24 protein-coding genes are annotated in these 24,084 nt (G+C 59.6%); 8 read left to right on the forward strand and 16 right to left on the reverse strand.

Going from position 1 to position 24,084, the window contains the following annotated elements:
• Positions 1–89 precede the first annotated feature (89 nt).
• Positions 90–1,688, reverse strand: coding sequence for an exodeoxyribonuclease VII large subunit (xseA, locus tag ACYBHZ_RS12615; RefSeq protein WP_460274641.1), 1,599 nt, complete (start codon positions 1,686–1,688; stop codon positions 90–92).
• A 75-nt stretch (positions 1,689–1,763) separates the two neighbouring features.
• On the opposite strand from xseA, the gene purD reads away from it, so the two are divergent.
• Positions 1,764–3,029 carry a phosphoribosylamine--glycine ligase gene (gene purD, locus ACYBHZ_RS12620; protein WP_460274642.1) on the forward strand — a complete coding sequence of 422 codons (1,266 nt, stop codon included), beginning with the start codon at positions 1,764–1,766 and terminating at the stop codon, positions 3,027–3,029.
• A gap of 593 nt (positions 3,030–3,622) precedes the next feature.
• On the opposite strand, the gene purU is transcribed toward purD, so the two are convergent.
• The 3 genes from purU to ACYBHZ_RS12635 all read right to left on the reverse strand — a co-directional run bounded on the left by purU (position 3,623) and on the right by ACYBHZ_RS12635 (position 5,688).
• Positions 3,623–4,507, reverse strand: a complete 885-nt coding sequence (gene purU, locus ACYBHZ_RS12625) for a formyltetrahydrofolate deformylase (protein ID WP_460274643.1) — start codon at positions 4,505–4,507, stop codon at positions 3,623–3,625.
• Between the two features lie 144 nt (positions 4,508–4,651).
• Positions 4,652–5,365 carry an FG-GAP repeat domain-containing protein gene (locus ACYBHZ_RS12630; protein WP_460274644.1) on the reverse strand — a complete coding sequence of 238 codons (714 nt, stop codon included), beginning with the start codon at positions 5,363–5,365 and terminating at the stop codon, positions 4,652–4,654.
• Positions 5,365–5,688 carry a 2Fe-2S iron-sulfur cluster-binding protein gene (locus ACYBHZ_RS12635; protein ID WP_460274645.1) on the reverse strand — a complete coding sequence of 108 codons (324 nt, stop codon included), beginning with the start codon at positions 5,686–5,688 and terminating at the stop codon, positions 5,365–5,367. The genes ACYBHZ_RS12630 and ACYBHZ_RS12635 overlap by 1 nt, the downstream gene beginning before the upstream one ends.
• Before the next feature lie 259 nt (positions 5,689–5,947).
• Here ACYBHZ_RS12635 and ACYBHZ_RS12640 point away from each other — a divergent pair, with 259 nt between their 5' ends.
• The gene (locus tag ACYBHZ_RS12640) at positions 5,948–6,475 is read left to right on the forward strand and encodes a peptidoglycan-binding domain-containing protein (protein WP_460274646.1); all 528 of its coding nucleotides are present in this window, start codon (positions 5,948–5,950) and stop codon (positions 6,473–6,475) included.
• A gap of 197 nt (positions 6,476–6,672) precedes the next feature.
• On the opposite strand, the gene ACYBHZ_RS12645 is transcribed toward ACYBHZ_RS12640, so the two are convergent.
• From ACYBHZ_RS12645 to rpiA, 6 genes are all read right to left on the reverse strand, one after another.
• Positions 6,673–8,151, reverse strand: coding sequence for a DegQ family serine endoprotease (locus ACYBHZ_RS12645; protein ID WP_460274647.1), 1,479 nt, complete (start codon positions 8,149–8,151; stop codon positions 6,673–6,675).
• Between the two features lie 266 nt (positions 8,152–8,417).
• A complete protein-coding gene (locus tag ACYBHZ_RS12650; RefSeq protein WP_460274648.1) occupies positions 8,418–8,615 on the reverse strand; it encodes a DUF2065 domain-containing protein in 198 nt (65 codons plus the stop codon).
• Positions 8,612–9,487: a protease modulator HflC gene (gene hflC, locus ACYBHZ_RS12655; RefSeq protein ID WP_460274649.1), complete on the reverse strand. Its 876-nt coding sequence runs from the start codon at positions 9,485–9,487 to the stop codon at positions 8,612–8,614. Before hflC ends, ACYBHZ_RS12650 begins: the two co-directional genes overlap by 4 nt.
• The gene (hflK, locus tag ACYBHZ_RS12660; RefSeq protein WP_460274650.1) at positions 9,487–10,641 is read right to left on the reverse strand and encodes an FtsH protease activity modulator HflK; all 1,155 of its coding nucleotides are present in this window, start codon (positions 10,639–10,641) and stop codon (positions 9,487–9,489) included. Before hflK ends, hflC begins: the two co-directional genes overlap by 1 nt.
• Positions 10,642–10,805: 164 nt before the next feature.
• Complete coding sequence (gor, locus tag ACYBHZ_RS12665) at positions 10,806–12,167, reverse strand: glutathione-disulfide reductase (RefSeq protein ID WP_460274651.1); 1,362 nt, start codon at positions 12,165–12,167, stop codon at positions 10,806–10,808.
• Between the two features lie 119 nt (positions 12,168–12,286).
• On the reverse strand, positions 12,287–13,072 hold the full coding sequence (gene rpiA / locus ACYBHZ_RS12670; RefSeq protein WP_460274652.1) for a ribose-5-phosphate isomerase RpiA: 786 nt from the start codon (positions 13,070–13,072) through the stop codon (positions 12,287–12,289).
• A gap of 155 nt (positions 13,073–13,227) precedes the next feature.
• On the opposite strand from rpiA, the gene ACYBHZ_RS12675 reads away from it, so the two are divergent.
• Together ACYBHZ_RS12675 and ACYBHZ_RS12680 are read left to right on the forward strand one after the other, a co-directional pair.
• Positions 13,228–13,596 (forward strand): YbaN family protein, encoded by a 369-nt coding sequence (locus ACYBHZ_RS12675; RefSeq protein WP_460274653.1) that lies wholly within the window; start codon positions 13,228–13,230, stop codon positions 13,594–13,596.
• Positions 13,597–13,637: 41 nt separating this feature from the next.
• The gene (locus ACYBHZ_RS12680) at positions 13,638–14,570 is read left to right on the forward strand and encodes a DMT family transporter (protein ID WP_460274654.1); all 933 of its coding nucleotides are present in this window, start codon (positions 13,638–13,640) and stop codon (positions 14,568–14,570) included.
• Positions 14,571–14,573: 3 nt separating this feature from the next.
• Here ACYBHZ_RS12680 and ACYBHZ_RS12685 read toward each other — a convergent pair whose 3' ends face one another.
• The gene (locus ACYBHZ_RS12685; RefSeq protein WP_460274655.1) at positions 14,574–15,320 is read right to left on the reverse strand and encodes a thiamine diphosphokinase; all 747 of its coding nucleotides are present in this window, start codon (positions 15,318–15,320) and stop codon (positions 14,574–14,576) included.
• A gap of 169 nt (positions 15,321–15,489) precedes the next feature.
• Here ACYBHZ_RS12685 and ACYBHZ_RS12690 point away from each other — a divergent pair, with 169 nt between their 5' ends.
• On the forward strand, positions 15,490–17,796 hold the full coding sequence (locus tag ACYBHZ_RS12690) for an SPOR domain-containing protein (protein ID WP_460274656.1): 2,307 nt from the start codon (positions 15,490–15,492) through the stop codon (positions 17,794–17,796).
• 52 nt (positions 17,797–17,848) lie between these two features.
• On the opposite strand, the gene ACYBHZ_RS12695 is transcribed toward ACYBHZ_RS12690, so the two are convergent.
• The 3 genes from ACYBHZ_RS12695 to ACYBHZ_RS12705 all read right to left on the reverse strand — a co-directional run bounded on the left by ACYBHZ_RS12695 (position 17,849) and on the right by ACYBHZ_RS12705 (position 20,127).
• Positions 17,849–18,094 carry a DUF2842 domain-containing protein gene (locus ACYBHZ_RS12695; protein WP_460274657.1) on the reverse strand — a complete coding sequence of 82 codons (246 nt, stop codon included), beginning with the start codon at positions 18,092–18,094 and terminating at the stop codon, positions 17,849–17,851.
• A 10-nt stretch (positions 18,095–18,104) separates the two neighbouring features.
• Positions 18,105–19,400, reverse strand: a complete 1,296-nt coding sequence (locus tag ACYBHZ_RS12700; protein ID WP_460274658.1) for an adenylosuccinate synthase — start codon at positions 19,398–19,400, stop codon at positions 18,105–18,107.
• A 187-nt stretch (positions 19,401–19,587) separates the two neighbouring features.
• Positions 19,588–20,127 carry a GNAT family N-acetyltransferase gene (locus ACYBHZ_RS12705; RefSeq protein ID WP_460274659.1) on the reverse strand — a complete coding sequence of 180 codons (540 nt, stop codon included), beginning with the start codon at positions 20,125–20,127 and terminating at the stop codon, positions 19,588–19,590.
• Positions 20,128–20,292: 165 nt separating this feature from the next.
• Here ACYBHZ_RS12705 and secG point away from each other — a divergent pair, with 165 nt between their 5' ends.
• The 3 genes from secG to rpiB all read left to right on the forward strand — a co-directional run bounded on the left by secG (position 20,293) and on the right by rpiB (position 23,013).
• The gene (secG, locus tag ACYBHZ_RS12710) at positions 20,293–20,664 is read left to right on the forward strand and encodes a preprotein translocase subunit SecG (protein ID WP_460274660.1); all 372 of its coding nucleotides are present in this window, start codon (positions 20,293–20,295) and stop codon (positions 20,662–20,664) included.
• A gap of 244 nt (positions 20,665–20,908) precedes the next feature.
• On the forward strand, positions 20,909–22,552 hold the full coding sequence (locus ACYBHZ_RS12715) for a CTP synthase (protein ID WP_460274661.1): 1,644 nt from the start codon (positions 20,909–20,911) through the stop codon (positions 22,550–22,552).
• A gap of 11 nt (positions 22,553–22,563) precedes the next feature.
• Positions 22,564–23,013, forward strand: a complete 450-nt coding sequence (gene rpiB / locus ACYBHZ_RS12720; RefSeq protein WP_460274662.1) for a ribose 5-phosphate isomerase B — start codon at positions 22,564–22,566, stop codon at positions 23,011–23,013.
• A gap of 70 nt (positions 23,014–23,083) precedes the next feature.
• On the opposite strand, the gene ACYBHZ_RS12725 is transcribed toward rpiB, so the two are convergent.
• Positions 23,084–23,317, reverse strand: coding sequence for a hypothetical protein (locus ACYBHZ_RS12725; RefSeq protein ID WP_460274663.1), 234 nt, complete (start codon positions 23,315–23,317; stop codon positions 23,084–23,086).
• A gap of 234 nt (positions 23,318–23,551) precedes the next feature.
• On the reverse strand, positions 23,552–23,944 hold the full coding sequence (locus ACYBHZ_RS12730) for a hypothetical protein (protein ID WP_460274664.1): 393 nt from the start codon (positions 23,942–23,944) through the stop codon (positions 23,552–23,554).
• Positions 23,945–24,084: the final 140 nt, after the last annotated feature.

Genomic DNA, 24,084 nt, shown 5'->3' on the forward strand with positions numbered 1-24,084 from the left:
CCTCGCACATCTTTACCTTGCATTAAGGTTAATCTGATTAAGGTTAACGCCTGAGAAAGAGCGCAACGCTTAATGCACCTCCGACAGCCTCAGAACAGGCTGCCCTGCTCCGGTCCCGCATCCTTTTTCGCACGCGGTTTGGACGCTGAAGTTTTCGAAGCCGTCGCTTTCGGAGCCTGCGAAGGTGTCGCCACAGCGCCGCCGATCTGCACACGCCCATCCGCGAACTGCACCTCATGCATTTTGGCGGCATCCTTGGACGAGGTCACCACACCGCCCTCAGCATCCCGCACCACCGCATAACCGCGTTTCAGCGTTTCCTCATAGGACAGCGCGGACAGCATCCCCGCCCGCTGATCCAGCGCCGCGCGCCACCGCTGAGTTTGCCCGGATGCCGCACGGGCAAACCGGTCAGAGAGCTGGATCAAATCCCGCCGCGCCTGCACCGTGTTCCGCGACACCGTCGCCGGAGACAACCGCCGCGCCAGTCCGTCGAACTCCCGGCGATGTTGCGCCGCGCCGCGCGCAAGTGCCGGGGCCAGACGCGTGGAAAGGGACGACAACCGATCTCCCTGCGCCTGCATCCGGCCTTGCAAAAGCGACGGACGCAGAACGGTCGCAGCCTCTGACAGCGCCAACCGCCGATTGCGTACGCCATTGATCAAAGCCTGCGTCAAACGCAGGTCTATCTGATCGACACGTTGGCGCGGCCCGTCGAGCAGACGCTCTTTCGGCGGCAAAGCCCGGCTCAGATCGCGCAGCCGTTGCTTGCGAAGCTCCACACCGCCGCTCAAAGCCCGCTCCATCCGGGCGCGCAACTCCTGCACCGTCACCCACAATTCGCGCCGCACCGGAACGGCAAGCTCAGCCGCAGCGGTCGGGGTCGGGGCACGGCGATCCGAAGCGAAATCAATCAGTGTTGTGTCCGTCTCGTGCCCCACGGCGGAGATCAGCGGAATTTCTGATGCAGCCGCCGCGCGCACCACGATTTCCTCGTTGAAACCCCAAAGGTCTTCGACCGATCCGCCGCCGCGCGCCACGATGATCAAGTCCGGTCGCGGGATCGCTCCGCCTTCCGGCAAGGCGTTGAAGCCCCGAATGCCATTGGCAACCTCAGCGGCGCATTTCTGCCCCTGCACGGCCACCGGCCAGATCAGCACATGACGTGGAAAACGATCACTCAGCCGGTGCAGAATGTCGCGGATCACCGCGCCTGAAGGCGATGTGACGACCCCGATCACCTCCGGCAACCACGGCAGAGGTTTCTTGCGCGCGGCATCGAACAGGCCTTCCGCCGCCAACGCCTTTTTGCGCTTCTCCAGCATCGCCATAAGCGCGCCCGCGCCCGCCGGTTCCACATTGTCCACGATGATCTGATAGCGCGATCCACCGGGAAATGTCGTCATCCGGCCCGTCGCGATGACTTCCATCCCCTCTTCGGGCTGGACCTCCATCCGCGCGACCTGACCCTTCCAGCTCACGGCGTTGATCACCGCCTTGTCGTCTTTCAGATCAAAATAGAGATGGCCGGAACGCGGCCGCGACACACGGCCCACCTCGGCCCGCACCCGCACAAAGCCGAATTCGCCCTCGATCATCTTTTTCACCGCCCCCGAGAGTTCGGAAACGGAAAATTCCGGGGCATTGGACGTGGCTTTGGGGCCATCGTCTTCGAAAAGGTCGGACATGAGGCGGCTCGTGCTTGTGTCAAAGTCTCAGTGACCTTAGAACGCGCGCAACCAAAGGTGAAGCGGAGAGCGTTGATGAACATCCTTATCCTGGGCAGCGGCGGACGTGAACATGCGCTGGCATGGGCGGTGATGCAAAACCCGAAATGCGACAAGCTGATCGTGGCGCCCGGAAATGCGGGCATCGCCGCGATTGCCGAATGCGCGTCCTTCGACATCAACGACGGCGCCGCTGTCGTGTCCTTCGTTGAGGAAAACGCCATCGATTTCGTGATCATCGGCCCGGAAGCGCCCTTGGCCGCCGGTGTCGCCGACGATCTGCGCGCTGCAGGTGTTTTGACCTTCGGCCCGTCGAAAGCCGCTGCGCAACTTGAGGCGTCGAAAGGCTTCACCAAGGAAATCTGCGACGCCTCCGGTGCACCGACCGCTGGCTATGCGCGCTTTGACGACGCAGAAAAAGCCAAAGCCTATATCCGCGAACAAGGCGCGCCCATTGTGGTGAAGGCCGATGGTCTGGCCGCAGGCAAAGGCGTGATCGTTGCAATGGATCTCGACACCGCGCTCGACGCCATCGACGACATGTTCGGCGGGGCCTTCGGCGGCGCGGGCGCAGAGGTCGTGATCGAAGAATTCATGGACGGCGAAGAGGCGTCCTGGTTCATCCTCTGCGATGGTGAAAACGTCCTGCCCGTGGGCACGGCACAAGACCACAAACGCGTCGGCGATGGCGACACCGGCCTCAACACCGGCGGCATGGGCGCCTATTCCCCCGCCCCGGTGATGACCGACAGCGTCATCCAGAAAGCCATGGACGAAATCGTCAAACCCACGGTTGTCGAAATGGCGAAACGCGGCATGCCCTATCAAGGTGTGCTTTACGCAGGCTTCATGATCAAAGACGGCCAGCCGCGCCTTGTCGAATACAACTGCCGTTTCGGCGACCCGGAATGTCAGGTGCTGATGATGCGCCTCGGCGCTCAGGCGTTGGACCTGCTCCTTGCGACCGCTGAAGGCACGCTTGACCAGGCCAAGGTGAACTGGGCCGACGATCACGCCATGACCGTTGTGATGGCGGCAAAAGGCTATCCGGGGGCCTATGAAAAAGGCTCTGCAATCAAAGGACTGGACACCCTGCCTGAGGACAGCATGAACATGGTCTTCCACGCAGGCACCGCCAAGAAAGACGGCCAGATCGTCGCGACCGGCGGGCGCGTCCTGAACGTCACCGCACGCGGCGACAGCTTGCAGGAAGCCCGTGACCGTGCCTATGCCATGATTGATCAGATCGACTGGCCGGAAGGGTTTAACCGCTCCGACATCGGCTGGCGCGCTCTGAAATAATCGGCGCGAGATAAGGTTTTATTAACCTTACCCGTGCCATAACCACCTTGCGAATGGCACCCAAGGCTCGAATGGCCCTCCGGTTTGAACTTCGGTGCAAAAGCCTGACGCCGTGATCGTGCGGCTGTCGCGACAGATCAAAAGGCGCGCTCGAACGGCGCGCCTTTTTTCTGTCTGCAGGACTTGCTCCAAACACACGACCAATTGGGGGCCAGCCCCCAAACACATGACCAATTGGGGGCCAGCCCCCAAACCCCCGGGATATTTCCAGACAAAAGAAAAGCGGTTAAGCGGCGATTAACTTTAATGCGCCAAGATAACTGCACGGTACAGGCGGGGACGCCGATGACCGTGACAGAAGAAGCCCTCTGTTCCGGATCACGGGACAGAGGCACACGCCAAGGCCTCAGAGCGACTGAGGGCGCGTGCTTCTTTTGTCGTCAAATATCCCGGGGTGAATGGCGGAGCCAGAGGGGCAGCGCCCCTTTTCGATGACTGGCTCTTTTGCCCGGTGCCCACAAGTATGCGGGCGCGTTCGGCGCTTCACTCGCTCCACTGGAGCGCTTGATCGACCCTTACGGACTGATCGCGCCTTACCCCATACGTTCCGACGCATAGCTCCCCGGAGAGGCCGGAAAGACCACCGTTTTGGTGCCGTTGATGAACACCCGGTGATGAATATGCGCGTGGATCGCACGGGACAGCACTTGCGCTTCCACATCGCGGCCCAAGGACACGTAATCTTCCGGCGATTGCGCATGGGTCACACGGATCGTGTCTTGTTCAATGATCGGCCCCTCATCCAGATCAGCGGTCACGTAATGCGCCGTCGCCCCGATCAGTTTCACGCCGCGCTCAAACGCCTGTTTATAAGGGTTCGCGCCCTTGAAGGACGGTAGGAAAGAGTGGTGGATATTGATGATCCGACCGGACATTTTCTTGCAAAGCTGATCCGACAGGATTTGCATGTAGCGCGCCAGAACGATGAGTTCCGCGCCACTGTCCTCGACGATCTCCATCAGGCGGGCTTCGGCCTGCGGTTTGTTCTCTTTCGTCACACGCACTTGATAGAACGGGATGTCGTGGTTCACGACGAGCTTTTGATACTCCATGTGATTGGACACCACCGCCACGATGTCGATCGGCAAAGCCCCGATGCGCCAGCGGTAGAGAAGATCGTTCAGGCAATGCCCAAAGCGGGACACCATGATCACCACTTTCATCTTCTTCTCTTCGTCATGGACCGCCCATTGCATCTCGAACGCTTCGGCAACGGGCGTGAACTCGGAGATCAGCTCATCGCGTGTCAGCCCCTTCTCCGACACAAAACTCACCCGCATGAAGAACTGATCCGTCACCGGATCGTCGAATTGAGCGGAATCTGTGATATTGCATCCCAATTCCGCGAGCTTCGCGGAGATACCGGCGACAATGCCGCGTTTCGAGGGACAGGTGACGGTCAGGACATGGGAGGACATAGCGGGCCTTCGTTTTTTATTCTGACCCGGAGTTTTGCAGTGGGATGCGCCCGGGAACCAGAGGCAAAACGGCGGGTTGGCGCAGAAGTTTCAGCCCCGCCGCGCCGAACTGGTGCGAAAGTTTCCGAAAGGCGTCAGATGCGATTATTGGCAGCGCAGATAGGGGGAGAAACTCTCCGGCCCCTCGTAGGGCGCAACCGGCGTCGAGATCAGCGCGCCCGCCTGCCAGCGGGTTTCCATGATCTGCGTCCACTCCGCATTGGCGGTTACGATCACCGGGACGTCATCCAGGCAGGTGCGCAAACCGCCCTCGATCACATCAGACCCAAGGTGATGATTGGTGAGACCGGGGGCGGAAATTGATGGTACGAGCATACCTTCGGCGGAGAGATCAACCGGCAGGAGTTTCAGCTCTTTCACGAGATGCGGGCGATCAACGTAGACGATTTCGTCTAGGCCATCGCCGTCAAAATCCGCAATCCCGGCAATGGCGAGCCAGCGGTGGCGCGTCCCGATGGGCGCGCTCGCCTTGGCGGGGATCAGGCGGTCCTGATCATCGAGGAACCAAACCTGCACCCAAGCGCCCGTCACGAAACCGCTCACGACCGTGACGATCTCGGGCGCGCCATCACCGTTGAAATCGTGGAGACGCGGCGCGGTATCCTCGAACACGCTTTTCTTGAAGGACACATCGCGCGCGGTGCCGTCATCCAGCGTGACCACCATCCGCGCATACTCGCCGTCTCTGACCGCGCCATGGCCGTAGACCTCTGTCGGCGCGCTGTAGCGGGCGGAGGCGATCTCGGCGGCGGCAAGCGGGCTGGCCACCAAGGCGAGCCAGGTGGCCAGTTTCAGCATCAGATCTGCTTTTCGGGCATGTTGACGACAAGGCCGTCAATGTCCTCGGTGACCTTGATCTGGCAGGTCAGACGGGAGCGTACGGGATCGGGCTCGAAGGCAAAATCGAGCATATCTTCTTCCATGTCGTCCTTTTCCGGGAGCTTCTCGACCCAATCGGGGGAGACATAGACATGGCAGGTGGAGCAGGCGCAGGCGCCGCCACAGTCGGCGTCAATGCCCGGAACGCCGTTATCACGGGCGCCTTCCATGACGGTACGTCCGACAGGAACGTCCACGACATGTTCGGTTCCGCCGAATTCGACATAGGTGATCTTGACCATTGGCTTGTCCTTCTTTTCGCATCTTTTGCGTCGCCACAGGCTTATCGCGCAGCTCGCCCTGAGAAAAGGGCCATTCCGCCGCGACTCCGGGTCCAGTTCTGTCAAAACTGAGGATTTCCCCACGATGCACAGCCCCGAGACCAGTTTTTAGGCACGCCGCCCCATCTGCGCCCACAAGCTCCGCCTTTCCTGCTTTGGAATTCGGGAAAGGCGCGTTAATATTTCGGAAAGCCCGAAGAGGCGCAACAAGAGCAGAGCGATGACACCAGCCAGACCTTCCCTGCCCCTCTCGCTTGCCGTGATGGCCGTTCTGCTGTCCGCCTGTCAGATGTCCGCACCGGAAGAAGAAATCCTGCGGGCCGCCGACACGCCCGGCGCGCCGCCCGGCGCCGATCCAGCGTCTTGCTATGCCCGCCATGTCACCCCGGCGATCATCGAAACCGTCACCGAACAGGTGATGGTCCAACCGCCACAGATCGACACCAATGGTGCTGTGGCCTACCCCGCTGTCTACCGGACCGAAACCCGTCAGGAAATCGTGCGAGAACGCAAAGAGCTTTGGTTCGAAACCCTGTGCCTTGAAGATTGGACCCCGGAGTTCATTTCCTCCATTCAGCGCGCGCTCGCGGTGCGTGGCTATTTCCACGGCAACGTCAACGGCAAGATGGACCATGCCACGCGGCGGGCGATCCGGGCCTATCAGGTGGAACAGGGGGTCGACAGCGATGTCCTCTCCATCGCAGCGGCGCGTCAGCTTGGACTTAAGGAAGTTGCGCGCGAAGGCTAACCCTCTGAGGACGGGAACTTCCCAAATAGATACAAAAAAGGCGGCCCATCGGGACCGCCTTTTCTTTTGTCTATGCCTAAAGCGTTTCGACTTTAACTTGATCTATCACATAAAGTCGAAACGCCCGCTCCGCTTGGACGTTGCTCCGCGTTTCTGCTCAAACCCTGATTCAGGTTTAAGTCGAAACGCATTAGGTGTTATTCCTCAACACCCAGCGCCACGAAGCGCGGCTCACCTGCACGGCGGACCAGAAGAAGCACGGTTTTGCGACCGGCGTCCTCGGCTTCGCCCACACGGGCCTGCAGATCGGAGAAGCTCGTCACCTTCTGCTGACCGGCTTCGGTGATCACGTCACCAGCGCGCAGGCCTTTCGTGTAGGCCTCAGAAGCTTCGTCCACTTCCACAACGGCCAGACCATCGGTGCCAGCGGAGATACCCAGTTCTTCGCGCAGCGTGTCATCGAGCGGCTGCAGGGTCAGGCCCATCATCTGCTCGGATTGCGGTGCCTGCTCCGCAGCGGGTGCATCCTCGGGGAAAGAGGTGCTTTCAGCGTCTTCCCGGCGGCCCAGCGTGACCATCAGCGTCTGGGTTTTGCCATCGCGGAACACCACGACACGGACGGCTTTGCCGACCTCGGTCTCGCCTACGGTGCGCACCAGTTCACGGGTATCGGTGACTTCTTTGCCGTCGAAGGACAGGATCACGTCGCCGCTTTCAATGCCTGCGTCTTTCGACGGGCCATCCGGCACATCGGTGACCAGAGCGCCTTTGGCGGCATCAAGCCCCATGGCTTCGGCAACATCGTCGGTCACGTCCTGAATGCGGACGCCGAGCCAGCCGCGACGGGTTTCGCCGTACTGTTTGAGCTGATCGACAACTTTCGACACGACGTTCGAGGCCATCGAGAAACCGATGCCGATCGAGCCACCGTTCGGCGACAGGATCGCGGTGTTCACACCGATGACCTGACCGTCCATGTTGAAGAGCGGGCCGCCGGAGTTCCCACGGTTGATCGCGGCGTCGGTCTGAATGTAATCGTCATAGGCGCCAGAAAGAGCACGGCCACGCTGGGATACGATCCCTGCGGACACGGAGAAGCCCTGACCCAGCGGGTTACCCATCGCCATGACCCAATCGCCAACGCGGGAGGCATCGCTGTCGCCGAAGGGAACGAATTTCAGCGGCTTGTCGCTTTCGACTTTCAGCACGGCGATATCCGTTTTCGGGTCGGTCCCGACCAGTTTCGCCGGAAGCGTGAAGCCTTCGAAGAACTCGATGGAAATTTCGTCGGCGCCTTCGATCACGTGGTTGTTGGTGACGATATAGCCGTCTTCAGAGATCACGAAGCCGGAGCCAAGGGCCTGCGAACGACGCGGACCATGTTGGCCCTGACCGTTGCGGTCCATGAAATCGCGGAAGAAATCCTCAAACGGGGAGCCTTCGGGCACGACAGGTTGTTGATCCGTCGACGCTTCGATCATCGTCGTGGTGGTGATGTTGACCACGGCAGGGCTGACCTTTTCGGCGAGATCGGCAAAGCTTTCCGGGGCCCCGCGCGCCTCTGCGGCGACGGATTGGAACATGAGTGCAAGTGCGCCGACCAACGCAAGGAAAAGCGTTCTCAGATCGGTGCGCGGGGCACGCATGGGAAGGGAAACGGCGCGAGCCTGTGTCATCGGTAATCGGTCCTCCGTATTGGATTGCGCGAGAGCATCGGCCCCCTGCGCGACAACTGCCTTTTCGGGGTACAGATGGGGGCCACGCGGCACAACTCAAACCCTGTCGCATTTAGTCAACAGCATGTGAGCCGGGTGTGACAAGGCCAAAGACGGCGCGAAAAGGGGGAATTCTGACGACAAATCGCCCCTCTTTTGAGCACGCAATGCCGAGATCACGTGAGCGCTCACAGCCCCGTGTTAAAGTCCAGTGTTAAAGTCCTGCGTCATAGCCCAAGCGCCCGCCGTGCCAGAGCGACCAGTACCACACCGATGGCCATAGCCCCCAATCCGATGAGACGGCGGGTGGACAGGGGAAGTTCGGAAAAGGCTTTGAGTGCTTCCTCCAAACGCGAAGGGGCCAGTGCAAGCACCAGCCCCTCCATACAAAGCACCAATCCTACAGCGAGGATCAGAAAGCTCATTGGTTGCCTTGATCCGATTTCAGGTAATCGAAGAATTCGCTGTCCGGCGACATCACCATCGTGGTGTTGGAGCCTTTCAGCCCCTGACGGTAGGCATCAAGCGAGCGGTAGAATTGGAAGAAATCCGGGTCGGCGCCATAGGCATCGGCATAAATCCGGTTTTTCTCCGCATCGGCTTCACCGCGGGTGATCTCTGCCTGACGACGCGCATCAGACTCAAGCTCGACCACGGTACGATCCGCCTGCGCACGCACACGCTGCGCGGCTTCTTTACCGCGCGCACGCTCGTCAGCAGCCTCACGGGCACGTTCCGCACTCATCCGCGCAAAAGTCGCATCAAGGTTCTGCTCCGGCAGGTTCGTCTGTTTGAGGCGCACGTCGATCACCTCGATCCCGAAGCCCTGCGCACGGACGCGCGACTGTACGGTGATCTTCTGCATCAGAGCGGCACGATCAGAAGACAGGATGGTGTTGGACGTCACCCCATCTTCACCGAGCACAACCCGGATACGGTCGAGCAGAATGCCCTGAAGTTCCTGACGGGCCTGCGACATGCCAAGCGGCATGTTCCGTTTGAAGGCCTCGACATCGCTGATGCGGAACCGCGCGAAGGCGTCCACAACGAGACGACGGTCGTCAGAAGGCGTAACCTCAATGGCAGCCGTGTCGAGCGACAGGATACGGTCATCGAAATATTCGACATTCTGGATGAACGGAATTTTAAAGCCGAGACCCGGCTCTTCCTTCACGGCCTTGATCTGACCGAATTGCAGCACGAGCGCCTTTTGGCGTTCGTCCACGATGAACAGCGAAGACATCACCAGAACGACCACAAGGAAAATCGCGGCGAAAAGAATAGGAAGTTTCTTCATCAGTTCGCTCCCTCATCGGTCGTCGATTTCTTTAGCTCATTGAGCGGCAGGTAAGGCACAACGCCCTGACCGGATGCGCCTTCGTCGAGGATGATCTTATCCATCCCGCCGTAGACCTCTTCGATCGCTTCAAGATAGAGACGCTTGCGCGTCACTTCGGGAGCGTTCTTGTACTCGGTCAGAACGGAGGTAAAGCGTGACGCCTCACCTTCGGCTTCGTTGACGACCTGCGAGCGGTAAGCTTCGGCCTCTTCAACGATCTGCGCCGCAGTACCGCGCGCACCCGCCACAACCGTGTTGGCATAGGCGTCGGCCTGACGTTCAAGCTGATCGCGTTCCTGCTCGGCGGCTTGCACGTCGCGGAAAGCGTCGATCACTTCGGAAGGCGGATCGGCCTTGTCGAGGTTGACCAGTTGAATGGCGATCCCGGAATTGAGCCCGTCGAGGGTCGATTGGATCAGGTCTTTGGCGTCGACACCGATCTGCGCACGATCCCGGTTGAGGATCGGGGCCAGTTTCGAGGCCGCGATAATCTCGCGCATCGAAGATTCGGACACGGCCTGAATGGTGCCGCGCGGGTCCGCGAGGTTGAACAGGTATTGCTGCGGATCTTTCACCGTCCAGACGACGCTGAAGTCGATGTCGACAATGTTCTCGTCCGTGGTCAGCATGAGACCGCTGTCCGCGCCGCTGCCCTTGCCGATGGTCTCGGTCCGGCGTGCGGTGGTCAGCACTTTCTCATGGGTCACGACAGGCCAAGGCGCAAAACGCAGACCTTCGCCCGTGGTACGGTGATATTCACCCAAGAACAGTTCGACACCGTTCTCCTGCGGCTGGACTGTATAGAAAGAGGAATAAGCCCAAAGCGCGGCCGCGCCGAGCACCACAAGGCCAATGGTGCCTTTGTTGAAACCGGGACCACCCGAACCGGAGCCGCCGGGACGACCTGTGCCGCCGCCTTTGCCGCCCATCAGGACTTTCAGGTATTCGTTGCCCTTGTTGAGCATCTCATCGATTTCGGGGATTTGTGGCTGATCGCCCGGACGCCGTCCGTTATTGCCACGATTGTCTCCCCCACGGTTGTCTCCCCCCGAGGGGCCCGTCGGTCGGTTGCCACCGCCGCCGCCCCAGGGACCGCCATTGTTGCTGGCCATTAAGGTCATTTCCTCTTTTACATATGGGTCCGACCCGGTGGGAATGTCCCGCCGGGTCGAGGCTCTTTCTCAACCTGTTCTTTCCGGGGCCGATTTTCAAGAGCAGGAGCGGGGAACTCCCGGTCTTTCTCGCATGAAATCAGCCGCCCCGGCGTCAGGACAGGTCAGTTGTGAACGCGGGTCGGCGTCTTCATCAGAACGATTTCCTCGGCCATGGTCGGGTGCACCGCCACGGTCGCGTCGAAATCTTCCTTGGTCGCGCCCATTTTCACCGCAACGCCAGCAAGCTGGATCATCTCGCCTGCGTGCGGCGCGATGATGTGACAACCAAGCACTTTGCGCGTTTCCTGACACACGATCAGCTTGAACATCACGCGCTCGTTCTTCTCGATGAAGCTGTTCTGCATCGGGCGGAAGGCGGCGGTATAGACCTCGACCGGGCCTTCGTCGCGCGCCTGTTCCTCGGTCAGGCCGACCGCGCCGTATTCCGGCTGAGTGAAAATCGCGGAGGGCACATTGGCGTGGTCCGGCTTCATCGGGTTACCTTTGAACACAGTCTCGTGGAAGGCCACCGCCTCGCGGATCGCGACGGGCGTCAGCTGGATGCGGTCCGTTACATCGCCCACGGCAAAGATCGACGGGATGTTGGTCTGGCTGTAGTCGTCGACCTTGATCTCACCATTGCGGCCAAGCTCAACGCCAGCCTCTTCAAGACCAAGCCCCGCCGTCGCCGGTTTGCGCCCCGTGGCATAAAGCACCACATCAAAGGTCGCCTCGCGCCCATCGGTGGTTTTGACCCAGATGCCGTCCTTGCGTTTTTCCAACCGCTCGATGTCCGTGCCGACATGCAGCTTGACGCCCTGCCCTTCGATCAGCTCTGCGATGTGGCCGCGCGCCTCATCGTCAAAACCGCGCAGGATTTGCGCGCCGCGATAGACCTGTGTCACCTCGGAGCCGAGACCATTGAAGATACAGGCGAATTCACAGGCGATATAGCCGCCACCGACGATCAGGATTTTCTTCGGCAGTTCCGGAATGTCGAAAATCTCGTTCGAGGTGATCGCATGTTCGATGCCCGGCGTTTGCTCCGGCACAAACGGGGTGCCACCGACCGCGACGAGAATGTGCTTGGAGGTCTTCTCGGTCCCATCGGCGAGCACAACGGTGTGCGCATCTTTGACGGTCGCGCGCTGGTGCAGAATTTCGACACCGGCATTGCCCGCGTTCTTGGTGTAGATACCTTCGAGGCGCGACAGCTCGGCTTTCAGCTTTTTCTGAAAGCCCGACCATTCGAACTTGCCCAGTTTCACGTCCCAGCCGTATTTGCCGGCCTCGTCAGCCGCGGCGGAGTATTGCGAGGCGAAAACCATGAGTTTCTTCGGCACACAGCCCCGGATCACGCAGGTGCCGCCCATGCGGAATTCCTCCGCCATTGCCACTTTCTGGCCGCCCGCTGCCGTCAGCCGCGCCGCACGCACCCCGCCGGAGCCCCCACCGATCACGAAGAGATCATAGTCGAAATCCATCTGTCTCGCCCTTTTGGAAGAATTCTAAAGTTGCGGGTAGATGTAGGCGGTTTGATGCGAAAGGAAAACCCCGCGCCTTTTGCACGGGGTCTTTGCAGTTTCAGAGGTAGAACGCGGGTTCAGTCGAGATCAACGAAGATATTCTCGCTGTCTTCAAACTCGACGTAATCATCTCGCATCTCGCCGGACACGATGTCTTTCGTCGTCACCCGGCCATCGCCGTGGCCGATGATGACCTTGTCGCAAATGTCGATAAAAAGGCCGTTCTCAACGACGCCGGGAATTTGGTTGAGCACGAGAGCAAGCTGGCGGGCATTGCCGATGCGCTGCAGGTGCAGGTCGATAATGTGGTTTCCCTCGTCCGTGATGTAGGCGACATTGCCATTCATCCGCAGCGTCGATTGCTGCCCCAGCACGTCCATGGAAACCAAGGTTTCCTCGACCAGCGCTTTCGTGGTTTGCCAGCCGAATGGGATCACTTCGATCGGGAGCGGGAAATTCCCCAGCATACCGACCTCTTTAGAGACATCGGTGATCACGATCATCTGGTCCGAAGCCGTCGCGACGATTTTCTCCTGCAACAGCGCACCGCCGCCGCCCTTGATCAGGTTCAACTCGTCATCAAACTCGTCGGCGCCGTCAATCGTCAGGTCAAGCCATTTTACGTCATCGAGCGATGCGACACGAATACCCTGTTGCCGCGCCAGTTCCGCCGTCCGCGAAGAGGTCGGCACACCAATGATATCAAGTCCTTCCTCGCGCACCATCTCCCCGAGAAGACGCACCATCCATGCCGCCGTCGATCCTGTCCCAAGACCGAGCTTCATACCGTCTTCGACAAATTCCAAAGCCTTCTTGGCCGCGACGAATTTCGCAGTGTCGATCGGAGAGAGTGTGTCGGACATGGCGGCTCCCAACGCAACGAATGGAGATGTTTATATCTGTTCGCTTATAGGGCTGCTGCGACCATTTGGATAGGCAAAATCCGGCGCAAGTCGCTGGACATGCTCCACAACTGACGTAAATGATCAGGTAAGGGGATAGGATATACACGCAAGACATGACGGACCGGATGTCGAAATACCTCCACCTCACCCTCGGATGGCTTTGTGTCGCGCTTGGTTTCATCGGCGCGGTGCTTCCCGTCATGCCCACCACCGGCTTTCTCATCCTTGCCGCCTTCTTTTTCACCAAAGGCTCACCGCGTTTGCGGCAATGGTTGCTCAACCACGCGCATTTCGGCCCGACGATCCGAGCATGGGAAGAGACCGGAGCAATCCCTCGCCGTATCAAAGTATTGTCGATCTCCATGATGATGCTGAGCTTTGTGCCCACGACACTTATGGGCGTCCCCTGGCTGTGGATCGCGGTACAGGCTGTGCTGATCGCGCTGGGGGCTCTTTATATTCTCACACGGCCTGATGCCTGAAAGTGACTTGCGCGCGGCGTGTTTCCCGCCAACAAGAGCGCATGAGTAAACCAAGCCCCTCCCAAGATCGACCGCTGTTCGGCATGGTCATGATGCTGGCCTTTTGCGCCATTGCACCGATGATCGACGTTTTTGCAAAACTTGCCTCCGCGCATCACGCCATCGGCCAGATCACGGCCGCGCGGTTTCTTGTACAGGGCGGGCTTTTGCTGCCTGTCGCTTTGGGGCTCGGCCTGCCTTTGCTAATGTCCCAACGCGACGGGGCGCTGATCTTCCTGCGCGGACTGTTCACGCTCGCGGCGACCTTCACCTTTGTCTGGGCCGTGTCCGTGATGCCACTGGCCAATGCGCTGGCGATCACCTTTGTCGAGCCGTTCATTCTTTTGCTCTTCGGCTGGGCGCTGTTCGGAGAAGAGGTCGGGCCACGCCGGATCATCGCCTCGCTCACCGGGTTTGTCGGTGTGTTGATCGTCGTGCGTCCGGGGCTGGTGGCCTTCGGCTCAGCCGCGCTTCTGCCGCTCGCCTCCGGCTTCTTCTTTGCCTGCTACATGCTCGTGACCCGCGCTCTGCGCCATTACCACCCCGTAGCCCTTCAGGCCTCCACCGCGCTGGCGACCTTGGTCGTGGCGCTGCCGCTTCTGGTGATCTTCGATGGCTCTGGCGGATTGTTCGATCCGAGCATGCCCTCAGGCCGCGACTGGCTTTGGCTTCTGGGCGTCGGCGTCGCGGCGACGATCTCGCATCAGGGGCTTACGCTCGCACTCAAGAACGCACCTTCCGCCACCATCGCACCCCTGTCCTATCTGGAACTGGCCTTCTCGACGCTGGCCGGATTTCTCGTCTTCGGCGATTTCCCTGCCCCGATGGTCTGGATCGGCATCGCCGTGATCGTCGCCTCAGGGCTCTACCTCATTCACCGCGAACGCGTGAACCAGCGCAAACCGGCCATACCCGGCGATCCGACCGCGCTTTAGGGGTCACTCTCCGGCGACACCCCAAATCGGCGCGTTCACATAGCGGTCGACCAACTCCTCGCTCAGATAGTCTCGCGGCAAGATCACCATCATGCCGGGACGATCGAAAGTCAGCGTCACCTGATCACCCTCGGCCATGTTCGATGTTCCGACCCGCCCGTCAGGAGCAAAGGCAATCTCGTCAATCGGCCAATGTAGCCCTTCCGAACGTCCTGTCACCGGCCCCATCGGATAAAGAGAGACGCGATCTCCGGGCTTAGTCGTGAAACAAAGCTCCGGCGGCGCCATGAAACAGATGTCTTCCTCGCCCAGAATAATGCAACGGCGGTCGGGGAAACGCGCGAGTGTCGTGTAGACCGCAAGCTCATGATCGATTCTTGCCCCGGTGAAGCCGACACCGAGAATCAACGGCGCTTTGATCTGCGTCAAACTCTTCTCGAAATCGGTGCTGTCCTGCTCCGAAATGTGGCACAAATTTGTGTGAGGAATCCGCGCACGGGCCGAATTACTCAGACTATCGAGGTCGCCAATCACGTATTCCGGCATGTGCCCAAGGGCCAAAGCTCTATCCGCACCACCATCAGCAGCCACCAAATGGCATGTGTATGATAGAGCTTTTGTGAGGCTCGCAGGCGAAACAGCCCCTCCGCCGACCAGAGTGACTCTTTTTTCAGTTTGAAGCAAAAATTCAATGCACGTCATAGGTGTGTCGTTAACCGCTCTGCCATATTTTGGACAGGAAAAGATCATTAGCCTTTCCCTGTTTTGATCAGTTTTGCAGAGTAGTCTTGGTTAAAGAGGGCTCGGTGGGTATTAGGGAAGGCGGGGATTTATAATGGTAAACGAGAGTAAAATTCTAACCGTATCATATGGGACATTCTCCTGTACGCTGGAGGGGTTTGACGACCCATTCTCTACGATGCGTTCTATTGCAGAGTATTTTCGCGATCTCGCTGCTGATGATCGCTACTTCGGGGCTGAGCCGCCGACGCCCGACCCCCAAATGCTTCATTCCATTGCGGAAAAAGAAATCCAGCGTCGTGTGGAGGCACGCGTTCAGGAAGGCAATCTTGTTCTGCGCCAGATGGATAAAGAGACCGCGGAACCGACCGAAGCCGCCGCGCCCGAGCCGCGCGCAGAGCGCAGCACACCGTCCGTTCCCCCATCCCCTCCTCCGCCCGCCAGCGCCCCCGCACAGGCCCCTAATCAGACAGCAGAGTCGCACCCCGCGCCCGTTAACCAAGAACAACCGCAGCCCATTGCTGCGGCTGAAGTCTCTGCTGAGAAACCGGCCACGAAGCCCGAATCGGCGACGGCTGCCGCGGCCCGCGTAGAACCTGTTGCGCATGCCACACTTGAGAGCGGCTCTATCGCGGACAAGCTGGAGCGCATTCGCGCAGCCGTCGCGCAACGCAATCAGGCTGACTTCGCAGAAGAACAGAACGATGACATGAGCTTCGGCACCGCCCCCGCTCGTGACAGTTTTGAACAAGAGATGCTGGAAGACGAACCGCTTCAAGCGGCGCCTCTCAGCTCTTATGACGTCGATGACGTCCAAGACGAGCCTCAAGAAGACGTCGTCCCGTCTGCAGAAATCGCCACTGAAGAAGTTGCAGACGAAGTCATTGCCTCCGATCTCGCCGAAGAAGCCGAGATCGCGGAAGAGATTTCCGAATCCCCTGCCGAACCTGCTGCTGTCCTAGCCCCGGAGCCAGAAGCCGAAGCCGAAGCCGAAGCCGAAGCCGAAGCCGAAGCCGAAGAACTGTCCCGCACCGCTGCACCGTTTCAAGAGGCGGCTGCAATCATCGCAGAGATGAACAACGATCTGGCCGATGAGGAAGCTTCCGCAGCAGCAGAGGATGAGAGCGAAGTCACCGAAGATGTCGCGACGCATGAGGAGCCTGCGCTTGAGGCTGAGGAAGCTTCGGACGAGACCGAAGACGACAGCCTGTCGAGCCCCCTCGTGCTTAGTGAAGAAGACGCCGTAGCCGCAACGGATGTTGAGGCCGATGAGGCCGAAACTGAAGAAGACGACACGGACACCGAACTGCACGAGATGGACCCGAATCTCGCCGCAGACATCGCCGAAGCCAGCCGTCTGGCAGAGGTCAAGGAGGATGAGACCGCGTCCAATGATCCGATCAGCCGGGTGCGTGCGCGCGTCGAGAGAATGCGTCGTGCCGATGCCAACGAGGCACAATCGACTGAGAAAGTTGAAGCTGTAGAAGTCGACGCGGACGAGATTATCGAAGAACTCGCCGCAGAAGACGCCGCAGCAGAGGTCCAAGACGATCAAGACGAAGATTTTCTGGCCGAGACGGAAGAGCCCGTCACGCTGACAGAAACGCTGCGCCGTGAGCTTGGTGCGTCCACCTTGGATGCCCAGGACGAAGAAGATCTGATGCGCGAACTGGCCGAAGTGGCCATCGCCGCAGATATTGACGAGGACGTCGAGGACGAGGCCCCGGAGGCCTCCCTCTCCCTTCTCACCGGCGGCGCGGAGTTCGACGACGACAACGACAACCGCAATGTCTTCGAAACCTCCGACGCGTCCATGTCGCGCCTCATGCAGGAGACCGACAAGGAAATGGCGAAGGGCGAAAACACCCGCCGCCGCAACGCCATCCAACATCTGAAAGCCGCCGTCACCGCGATCCGCGCGGAAAAGAACCGCAACCTCAACGATGAGGCTGAGGAAGAGGCCAAAATCTACAAGGCCGATCTTGCCCGTGTCGTGCATCCGCGTCGCCCTGAGAGCGGGACGCATAGCACGCGCCAACTGCCGCCCCTGATGCTTGTGTCGGAACAGCGCATCGACACGCCTACGGATATGCCGGGCGGCGCCAACATCAGCCCGGTGCAGCCGCGCCGCGTTTCCCGTGCGGCTCTCATGGCCGTGCCGGAAAGCGAAGCGCTTGCCATCGAGGACGATCTCCCGTTCGAAGCCCCGAACATCAATATCTCCTTCCCGGAGTTCATTGAGGAGCAAGGGGCCGAGGGCCTCTGTGACGTTCTGGAGGCTGCTGCCGCCTACTCGAATCTGGTGCAGGGCCGCGAGACGGTCACCCGCCCGCAGCTCATGCAGCTCGCGAAAGACGTGACGCCGGAGGATGTGCCGATCGAAGAACGCCTCCGCGCGTTTGGCCAGCTTCTGCGTCAGGGCAAAATCCGGAAACAAAGCCGCGGCCAGTTCGCGGTTTCGAGCACGACACGCTTCAAACCGTAAGGAAACCAAGACATTGCAAATCAAAAGGCCGCCCGATGAGGCGGCCTTTTTGTTAGCTGTGTTCGTCGTCCTTGGTCCCGCTTGGCGCGTCCGGATCAGGTTGCCCGATGCCTTTGAACACGGCTTTCAGAGGGAAAGCCCAAAGCACACCAAGACCGATATAGACCCCAAGCTCGACCCAGATCGAAGGACGGTTCAGCAGGCTCAGCACACTGACCGCCACGACGATATAGCCGGGCAAACCCAGAACGAGGATCGCGAGAGCCAGACGGCGACGGGCCTTATAGGAGAGCGCCATCTGTGCGGCCTCAGTCCGCGAACGGGTCGGTCACGAGGATCGTGTCATCGCGTTCCGGCGAAGTGGAAAGAAGCGCCACCGGGCAGTCGATCAGCTCTTCGACCCGTTTGACATATTTCACCGCGTTGGCCGGGAGATCGTTCCAGCTGCGTGCGCCTTCGGTCGACTCGGACCAGCCGGGCATCTCTTCGTACACCGGGGTGCAGCGAGCCTGATCTTCGGCCGCGAACGGCAGGAAATCGAGCACTTCGCCGTCCAGTTCATAGCCCACACAGATCTTCAGCGTCTCAAAGCCGTCAAGCACATCGAGCTTGGTGAAGGCGATGCCGGTCACGCCGGAGGTGGCGCAGGTCTGACGCACGAGGGCGGCGTCGAACCAGCCACAACGACGTTTGCGGCCCGTCACCGTGCCAAACTCGTGGCCACGGGTGCCAAGACGGTTGCCGTCCTCGTCCAGAAGCTCGGTCGGGAACGGCCCCTCACCCACGCGGGTGGTGTAGGCTTTGACGATGCCGAGCACATAATCGATGGAGGTCGGGCCGATGCCCACGCCCGTGGCAGCCTGACCAGCGATCACGTTGGAAGAGGTCACGAAGGGATAGGTGCCAAAGTCGATGTCGAGCAGTGCGCCTTGCGCGCCTTCGAACAAGATGCGTTTGCCAGCTTTGCGTTTTTCGTTCAGCACTTTCCAGACCGGGCCGGCATAGGGCAGAATTTCTTTCGCGATGTCTTTGAGATCATTGATCAAACGCTCGCGGTCAACCGGCGCGATGCCGAGACCTTTGCGCAGCGGATCATGGTGCTGAAGCGCGCGATCAACGCGGGATTCGAGCGTGGCTTCGTCGGCCAGATCGGCAACGCGTACCGAACGACGGCCCACTTTATCTTCATATGCCGGGCCGATGCCGCGGCCGGTGGTGCCGATCTTGGTGCCTTTGGAAGCAGCCTCTTCGCGGGCGCGGTCGAGCTCGCCGTGGATCGGCAGGATCAGCGGCGTGTTTTCCGCGATCATCAGCGTTTCCGGCGAAATATCGACGCCCTGTTCGCGGATCTTTGCGATCTCGTTCACAAGGTGCCACGGGTCGAGCACGACACCGTTGCCGATCACGGACAGCTTGCCGCCACGCACCACGCCGGACGGCAGAGCGTTCAGCTTGTACACCTGATTGTTGATGACGAGCGTGTGGCCCGCGTTATGACCGCCTTGAAACCGCGCGATCACATCTGCGCGCTCCGAGAGCCAGTCCACGATCTTGCCTTTTCCCTCGTCACCCCATTGGGCGCCGACAACGACGACGTTAGCCATAGTGAGTCCTTATGAACGGATGAAAACCCGTGGCTGTATAGCGATCCGTGCAAGGCGATGAAACCCTAATCTGCGCAAGCTTTTGACCTGTCGGCAAAGCGTCGGACTTCTGTCGGACTTTTGTCGGACCCTTTCGCCCCTATGGCCGGGAAAAATCAACGCCGCTTTCGCGATGGACAGGCGCAGATCAGCCAGTCAAATCGGAAAGCGCACTCCATCCATAGGCGACTTCGTTCATCCCGCCCTCGGGCCGGTTGTCGATCCGCTCTGCGGCCTGTGCCCCGCCCAAGGCCTCATAGAAGGCGCGCGCGGGGGCGTTTTCCGTGAGCACCCATAGGGCGGCTGAACTGTGTCCCATGTCGATCAGGGCACGCGCCCCGGCAGACATAAGCGCAGAGCCGATCCCTTGGCGCGGGGCTGCAACATAGATGGCGGAAATTTCGCCGGGAAATGCGGTGCGCAAATCCTCGTCGCGTTGATCGCCGCAGGACAGGAACCCGACGACAGCCCCCTCTTGCTCCGCCACGAACACCGCGCCGCGTCCGGAGGCTTCATAAGCGTCCAGAATTTTGACCCAGCCCTTTTCCCGATCCGGCACCGTCATCCTGTCGATCAGTGCATCCGGCAGAATCTCACGATAGGCAGCGCGCCAGACGGCGACCTGCACCTCCGCAATGGAAAGGGCATCTTTAAGAGTAGCGGGACGGATCAAAAAACGCTCGGTCATGCTGTCAAAATGCCCAAACGCCTCTGAAAGACAAGTCCTTGTGCTTCCCGCGCCGCGTTCCAGAGGGATACGGGCAAATCGGGGCCAAATCGGGCCAAATCGGGGTTGCGTGATGGGGCCAGACCACTTAAGTAGCCCCATCGTACGACCTCAAAGGCCCGATCCATGGAAAATGTCATTCTCGTCATCCACCTGATCCTCGCGCTCTGCCTCATCGGCATTGTGCTCTTGCAGCGTTCCGAGGGCGGCGGTCTTGGCATGGGCGGTAGCGGCGACGTCATGACGGGGCGCGCTGCGGCGACCGCTCTGAGCAAGCTGACATGGATTTTCGCCATCGGGTTCATCATCACCTCGGTGACGCTGACGGTTCTGGCCCGTAAGGATGCGGCCTCCTCCTCGGTTATGGATGGCGTCTCTGTCGAAGATGTGCTTCCGGCTGACACGACCGAAGAAACGACGCCGGCGCTGCCGTCGGGCGACGATCTTCTGCCGCCGAGCAGCTCCGATTCTCCGGTTGCGCCGCCGCGCGCCGACTGATCGGGACAGACTGATCCGTTCTGACGGATCTTTCCAAAAGTTAACAATACCTTGAGAGTTGAGGGGAAAATCCCCTCAACATGTTGCGGTTTGGTTGCGCGGGATGACCGAATCTGTTACTTCTTAAATCCCGTGAACCACGTTGTTTTGAGCAGGGACCAACCGGTCGAAAAGATCGGATGAATTGGTCATTGGGACAACGTGTCGACAAGAATTTGGACTATCACGGGAGTCTCTCCAGCCCATGGCACGCTATGTCTTCATCACCGGCGGTGTTGTTTCTTCGCTCGGGAAAGGTCTTGCATCGGCCGCCCTTGGCGCTTTGCTGCAAGCACGCGGATATTCGGTACGTTTGCGCAAACTCGACCCCTACCTGAACGTGGACCCCGGGACGATGAGCCCGTTCGAACATGGCGAAGTGTTCGTGACCGATGACGGGGCGGAGACCGACCTCGATCTGGGTCACTACGAACGGTTCACCGGCGTGTCGGCGCGGATGACCGATTCCGTGTCCTCGGGCCGGATTTACACCAACGTGCTGGAGAAAGAGCGCCGCGGGGATTACCTTGGCAAGACCATTCAGGTCATTCCGCACGTCACCAACGAGATCAAAGACTTCATCGAAATCGGTGACGACGAGGTCGATTTCATGCTCTGCGAGATCGGCGGCACCGTGGGCGACATCGAGGGCCTGCCCTTCTTCGAGGCCATCCGTCAGTTCGCCCAAGACCGCCCGCGCGGTCAGTGTATCTTCATGCACCTGACGCTGCTGCCCTACATTACGGCCTCTGGCGAGCTGAAAACGAAACCGACGCAGCACTCCGTGAAAGAGCTGCGCACCATCGGTCTTCAGCCGAATGTTCTGGTCTGCCGCTCCGAGCATCCAATCCCGGAAAAAGAGCGCGAGAAAATCGCTCTGTTCTGTAACGTCCGCAAAGAGGACGTGATCGCGGCTCCCGATCTCAAATCCATCTACGAAGCGCCGCTCGCTTATCACCGTGAAGGTCTCGATCAGGCGGTGCTCGATGCGTTCAACATCGCCCCTGCCCCGAAGCCGGATTTGGCGGTGTGGCACGATGTGGCGGACCGGATTTTCAATCCGGAAGGCGAGGTAAAAGTCGCCATCGTCGGCAAATACGTTCAGCTCGAAGACGCTTACAAGTCGGTCAGCGAAGCGCTCACCCACGGCGGCATGGCCAACCGGGTGAAGGTCAAGGTCGAATGGGTCGATGCGGAAACCTTCGAGCATGAAGACCCCGCGCCCTATCTTGAAGGGTTCGACGCCATTCTGGTGCCCGGCGGCTTCGGCGAGCGCGGCACGGAAGGCAAAATCAAAGCGGCGAAATTCGCCCGTGAACGCAAGGTGCCTTATCTCGGCATTTGTCTCGGCATGCAGATGGCGGTCATCGAGGCCGCCCGCAACCTCGCCGGGATCAAATCCGCAGGGTCCGAAGAGTTCGACCACGAAGCCGGCAAGAAACGCTTTGAACCGGTGGTCTATCACCTCAAGGAATGGGTGCAGGGCAACCACACGGTCAAACGCAAATCCACCGATGACAAAGGCGGCACCATGCGCCTCGGCGCTTACACCGCCAGCCTCAAGGAAGGTTCGAAAGTCGCTGAGATTTACGGCTCCACCGAGATCGAAGAGCGCCACCGTCACCGTTATGAGGTGGACACGAAATACCGTGAGCAGCTTGAAAACTGCGGTCTGATCTTCTCCGGCATGTCGCCGGACGGACGTCTGCCGGAGATCGTCGAAGCCAAGGATCACCCCTGGTACATCGGCGTGCAATACCACCCGGAGCTGAAGTCGAAACCCTTTGCCCCTGCCCCGCTGTTCCGTGATTTCATCCGGGCGGCGAAAGAAAACTCGCGACTGGTGTAAGGACCGATTTGATGACCGAGAACAAACGCATCGCGCTCTCTTCCGACCACGCGGCCATTGAGCTGCGTCAGGCGATTGCCGCCCATATCACCTCCCTCGGCTGGGAAGCCGTCGACATCGGCCCGACCACGCCGGAAAGCACGCATTACCCGAAACACGGCGAAGCGGCTGCGAAACTGGTGGCCTCTGGCGATTGCCGCTTTGGCATCATCCTCTGCGGCACCGGCCAAGGCATCATGCTGGCCGCAAACAAGGTCAAAGGCATCCGCTGCGGCGTGTGCTCCGAATCTTACTCGGCCAAAATGCTCCGCCAGCATAACGACGCGAACATGCTCTCCCTCGGGGCGCGTGTGATCGGCGAAGGGCTTGCGCTCGACATCGTCGAAGCCTTCCTCTCCACCGAGTTCGAAGGCGGTCGCCACGGCACGCGGGTCGATATGATCATGGAGATCGAGAGCTAATCCCCTCTCTTCATTCCGAATAAAAAAGGCGCCTCACCGGGCGCCTTTTCTTTGTCTGGATCGCCAAGCTTCAATGCAGGCTCAGCATCACCTCGATATCGCGCAGGGACAGGCGTTGCAGCAATTGCCGCTCCTCGCCGTTCAAGCTCTTCCCCTCATCAATCGCATCTTTCAAAAGCCCCGCAATTTCAGAGGTCGATTGATAATACAGCTCAGGATTTGTCTCACTGAGCGCCGTCACGAGACGCGTCAGGGTTTTCTTCTGCTTCTCCGCATCAAGCTCGTTTCTCTTGTCCTGAAGCATGGCTGCGCCTTTCGCATTGGTGCTTTGTCGCGGGGTATTCTAGCGCCGCTCGGACGTCTGACAATCGGCAGTCCGCAACGGGCTCCTTTACTGGATCTCTTTCAGGCTCACGACGAATAGCATGCAGCCTTTCTTCCGGCACATCGCGTATCCATCCGCGACAGCCATGACGCGCGCCTCTCCCCCCCCCGCCAATGGAACACTTGCCCGCGTGTAATCGTGCTCTTTGCCATGCTATCCCTCCATTTTGCTGGACGCTTGGAGTTCAAAGCCAACGGCGTTGGAACAATCGTCTAGCCGATATGACCACTGATCCAAGGCAAATTGACCTAGCACCATGCAAGTCGAAAGCACCAAGACAAACACCACAGCCTCCAATGTAACAACAAAACATGTTGAGTGGCCCTCTCCAAATATTCTCGCTAAATTGAATCCTAGTTTTGTCGCGAGCGCCAAAAGCAAAAGAGCGGCAAAGATAGCGACATATGAGGCAAGCCGAATAACAAACCCAGCGTGACAAGCTTGAACATAGAAAGCAGCCCAGCCAACAACAGCAAGAGCGACAAACACCACTCCCATCGACTGTATTACCTCGACAATTTGCAAAATCTTTGGCCGGGTCGCCATGGCAATCTCCTCCTATTCAGGACACTTGTCATATTCGTACTCGCTACGGAAAGAGCGCATCATTTCGGCAAACTTAATCGACCGGCGCTTCGCCACATCCGTCAGGCGCTTCGACCTTTCGAGGGGGCTTTCATGCTGCG

The organism is Celeribacter sp. ULVN23_4 (assembly GCF_054788345.1).

Excerpts from the sequence above, each read along its gene's own strand:
- xseA (WP_460274641.1), bottom strand. The coding sequence starts at position 1,688 with ATGTCCGACCTTTTCGAAGACGATGGCCCCAAAGCCACGTCCAATGCC.
- purD (WP_460274642.1), top strand. The coding sequence starts at position 1,764 with ATGAACATCCTTATCCTGGGCAGCGGCGGACGTGAACATGCGCTGGCA.
- purU (WP_460274643.1), bottom strand. The coding sequence starts at position 4,507 with ATGTCCTCCCATGTCCTGACCGTCACCTGTCCCTCGAAACGCGGCATT.
- ACYBHZ_RS12630 (WP_460274644.1), bottom strand. The coding sequence starts at position 5,365 with ATGCTGAAACTGGCCACCTGGCTCGCCTTGGTGGCCAGCCCGCTTGCC.
- ACYBHZ_RS12635 (WP_460274645.1), bottom strand. The coding sequence starts at position 5,688 with ATGGTCAAGATCACCTATGTCGAATTCGGCGGAACCGAACATGTCGTG.
- ACYBHZ_RS12640 (WP_460274646.1), top strand. The coding sequence starts at position 5,948 with ATGACACCAGCCAGACCTTCCCTGCCCCTCTCGCTTGCCGTGATGGCC.
- ACYBHZ_RS12645 (WP_460274647.1), bottom strand. The coding sequence starts at position 8,151 with ATGACACAGGCTCGCGCCGTTTCCCTTCCCATGCGTGCCCCGCGCACC.
- ACYBHZ_RS12650 (WP_460274648.1), bottom strand. The coding sequence starts at position 8,615 with ATGAGCTTTCTGATCCTCGCTGTAGGATTGGTGCTTTGTATGGAGGGG.
- hflC (WP_460274649.1), bottom strand. The coding sequence starts at position 9,487 with ATGAAGAAACTTCCTATTCTTTTCGCCGCGATTTTCCTTGTGGTCGTT.
- hflK (WP_460274650.1), bottom strand. The coding sequence starts at position 10,641 with ATGGCCAGCAACAATGGCGGTCCCTGGGGCGGCGGCGGTGGCAACCGA.
- gor (WP_460274651.1), bottom strand. The coding sequence starts at position 12,167 with ATGGATTTCGACTATGATCTCTTCGTGATCGGTGGGGGCTCCGGCGGG.
- rpiA (WP_460274652.1), bottom strand. The coding sequence starts at position 13,072 with ATGTCCGACACACTCTCTCCGATCGACACTGCGAAATTCGTCGCGGCC.
- ACYBHZ_RS12675 (WP_460274653.1), top strand. The coding sequence starts at position 13,228 with ATGACGGACCGGATGTCGAAATACCTCCACCTCACCCTCGGATGGCTT.
- ACYBHZ_RS12680 (WP_460274654.1), top strand. The coding sequence starts at position 13,638 with ATGAGTAAACCAAGCCCCTCCCAAGATCGACCGCTGTTCGGCATGGTC.
- ACYBHZ_RS12685 (WP_460274655.1), bottom strand. The coding sequence starts at position 15,320 with ATGATCTTTTCCTGTCCAAAATATGGCAGAGCGGTTAACGACACACCT.
- ACYBHZ_RS12690 (WP_460274656.1), top strand. The coding sequence starts at position 15,490 with ATGCGTTCTATTGCAGAGTATTTTCGCGATCTCGCTGCTGATGATCGC.
- ACYBHZ_RS12695 (WP_460274657.1), bottom strand. The coding sequence starts at position 18,094 with ATGGCGCTCTCCTATAAGGCCCGTCGCCGTCTGGCTCTCGCGATCCTC.
- ACYBHZ_RS12700 (WP_460274658.1), bottom strand. The coding sequence starts at position 19,400 with ATGGCTAACGTCGTCGTTGTCGGCGCCCAATGGGGTGACGAGGGAAAA.
- ACYBHZ_RS12705 (WP_460274659.1), bottom strand. The coding sequence starts at position 20,127 with ATGACCGAGCGTTTTTTGATCCGTCCCGCTACTCTTAAAGATGCCCTT.
- secG (WP_460274660.1), top strand. The coding sequence starts at position 20,293 with ATGGAAAATGTCATTCTCGTCATCCACCTGATCCTCGCGCTCTGCCTC.
- ACYBHZ_RS12715 (WP_460274661.1), top strand. The coding sequence starts at position 20,909 with ATGGCACGCTATGTCTTCATCACCGGCGGTGTTGTTTCTTCGCTCGGG.
- rpiB (WP_460274662.1), top strand. The coding sequence starts at position 22,564 with ATGACCGAGAACAAACGCATCGCGCTCTCTTCCGACCACGCGGCCATT.
- ACYBHZ_RS12725 (WP_460274663.1), bottom strand. The coding sequence starts at position 23,317 with ATGCTTCAGGACAAGAGAAACGAGCTTGATGCGGAGAAGCAGAAGAAA.
- ACYBHZ_RS12730 (WP_460274664.1), bottom strand. The coding sequence starts at position 23,944 with ATGGCGACCCGGCCAAAGATTTTGCAAATTGTCGAGGTAATACAGTCG.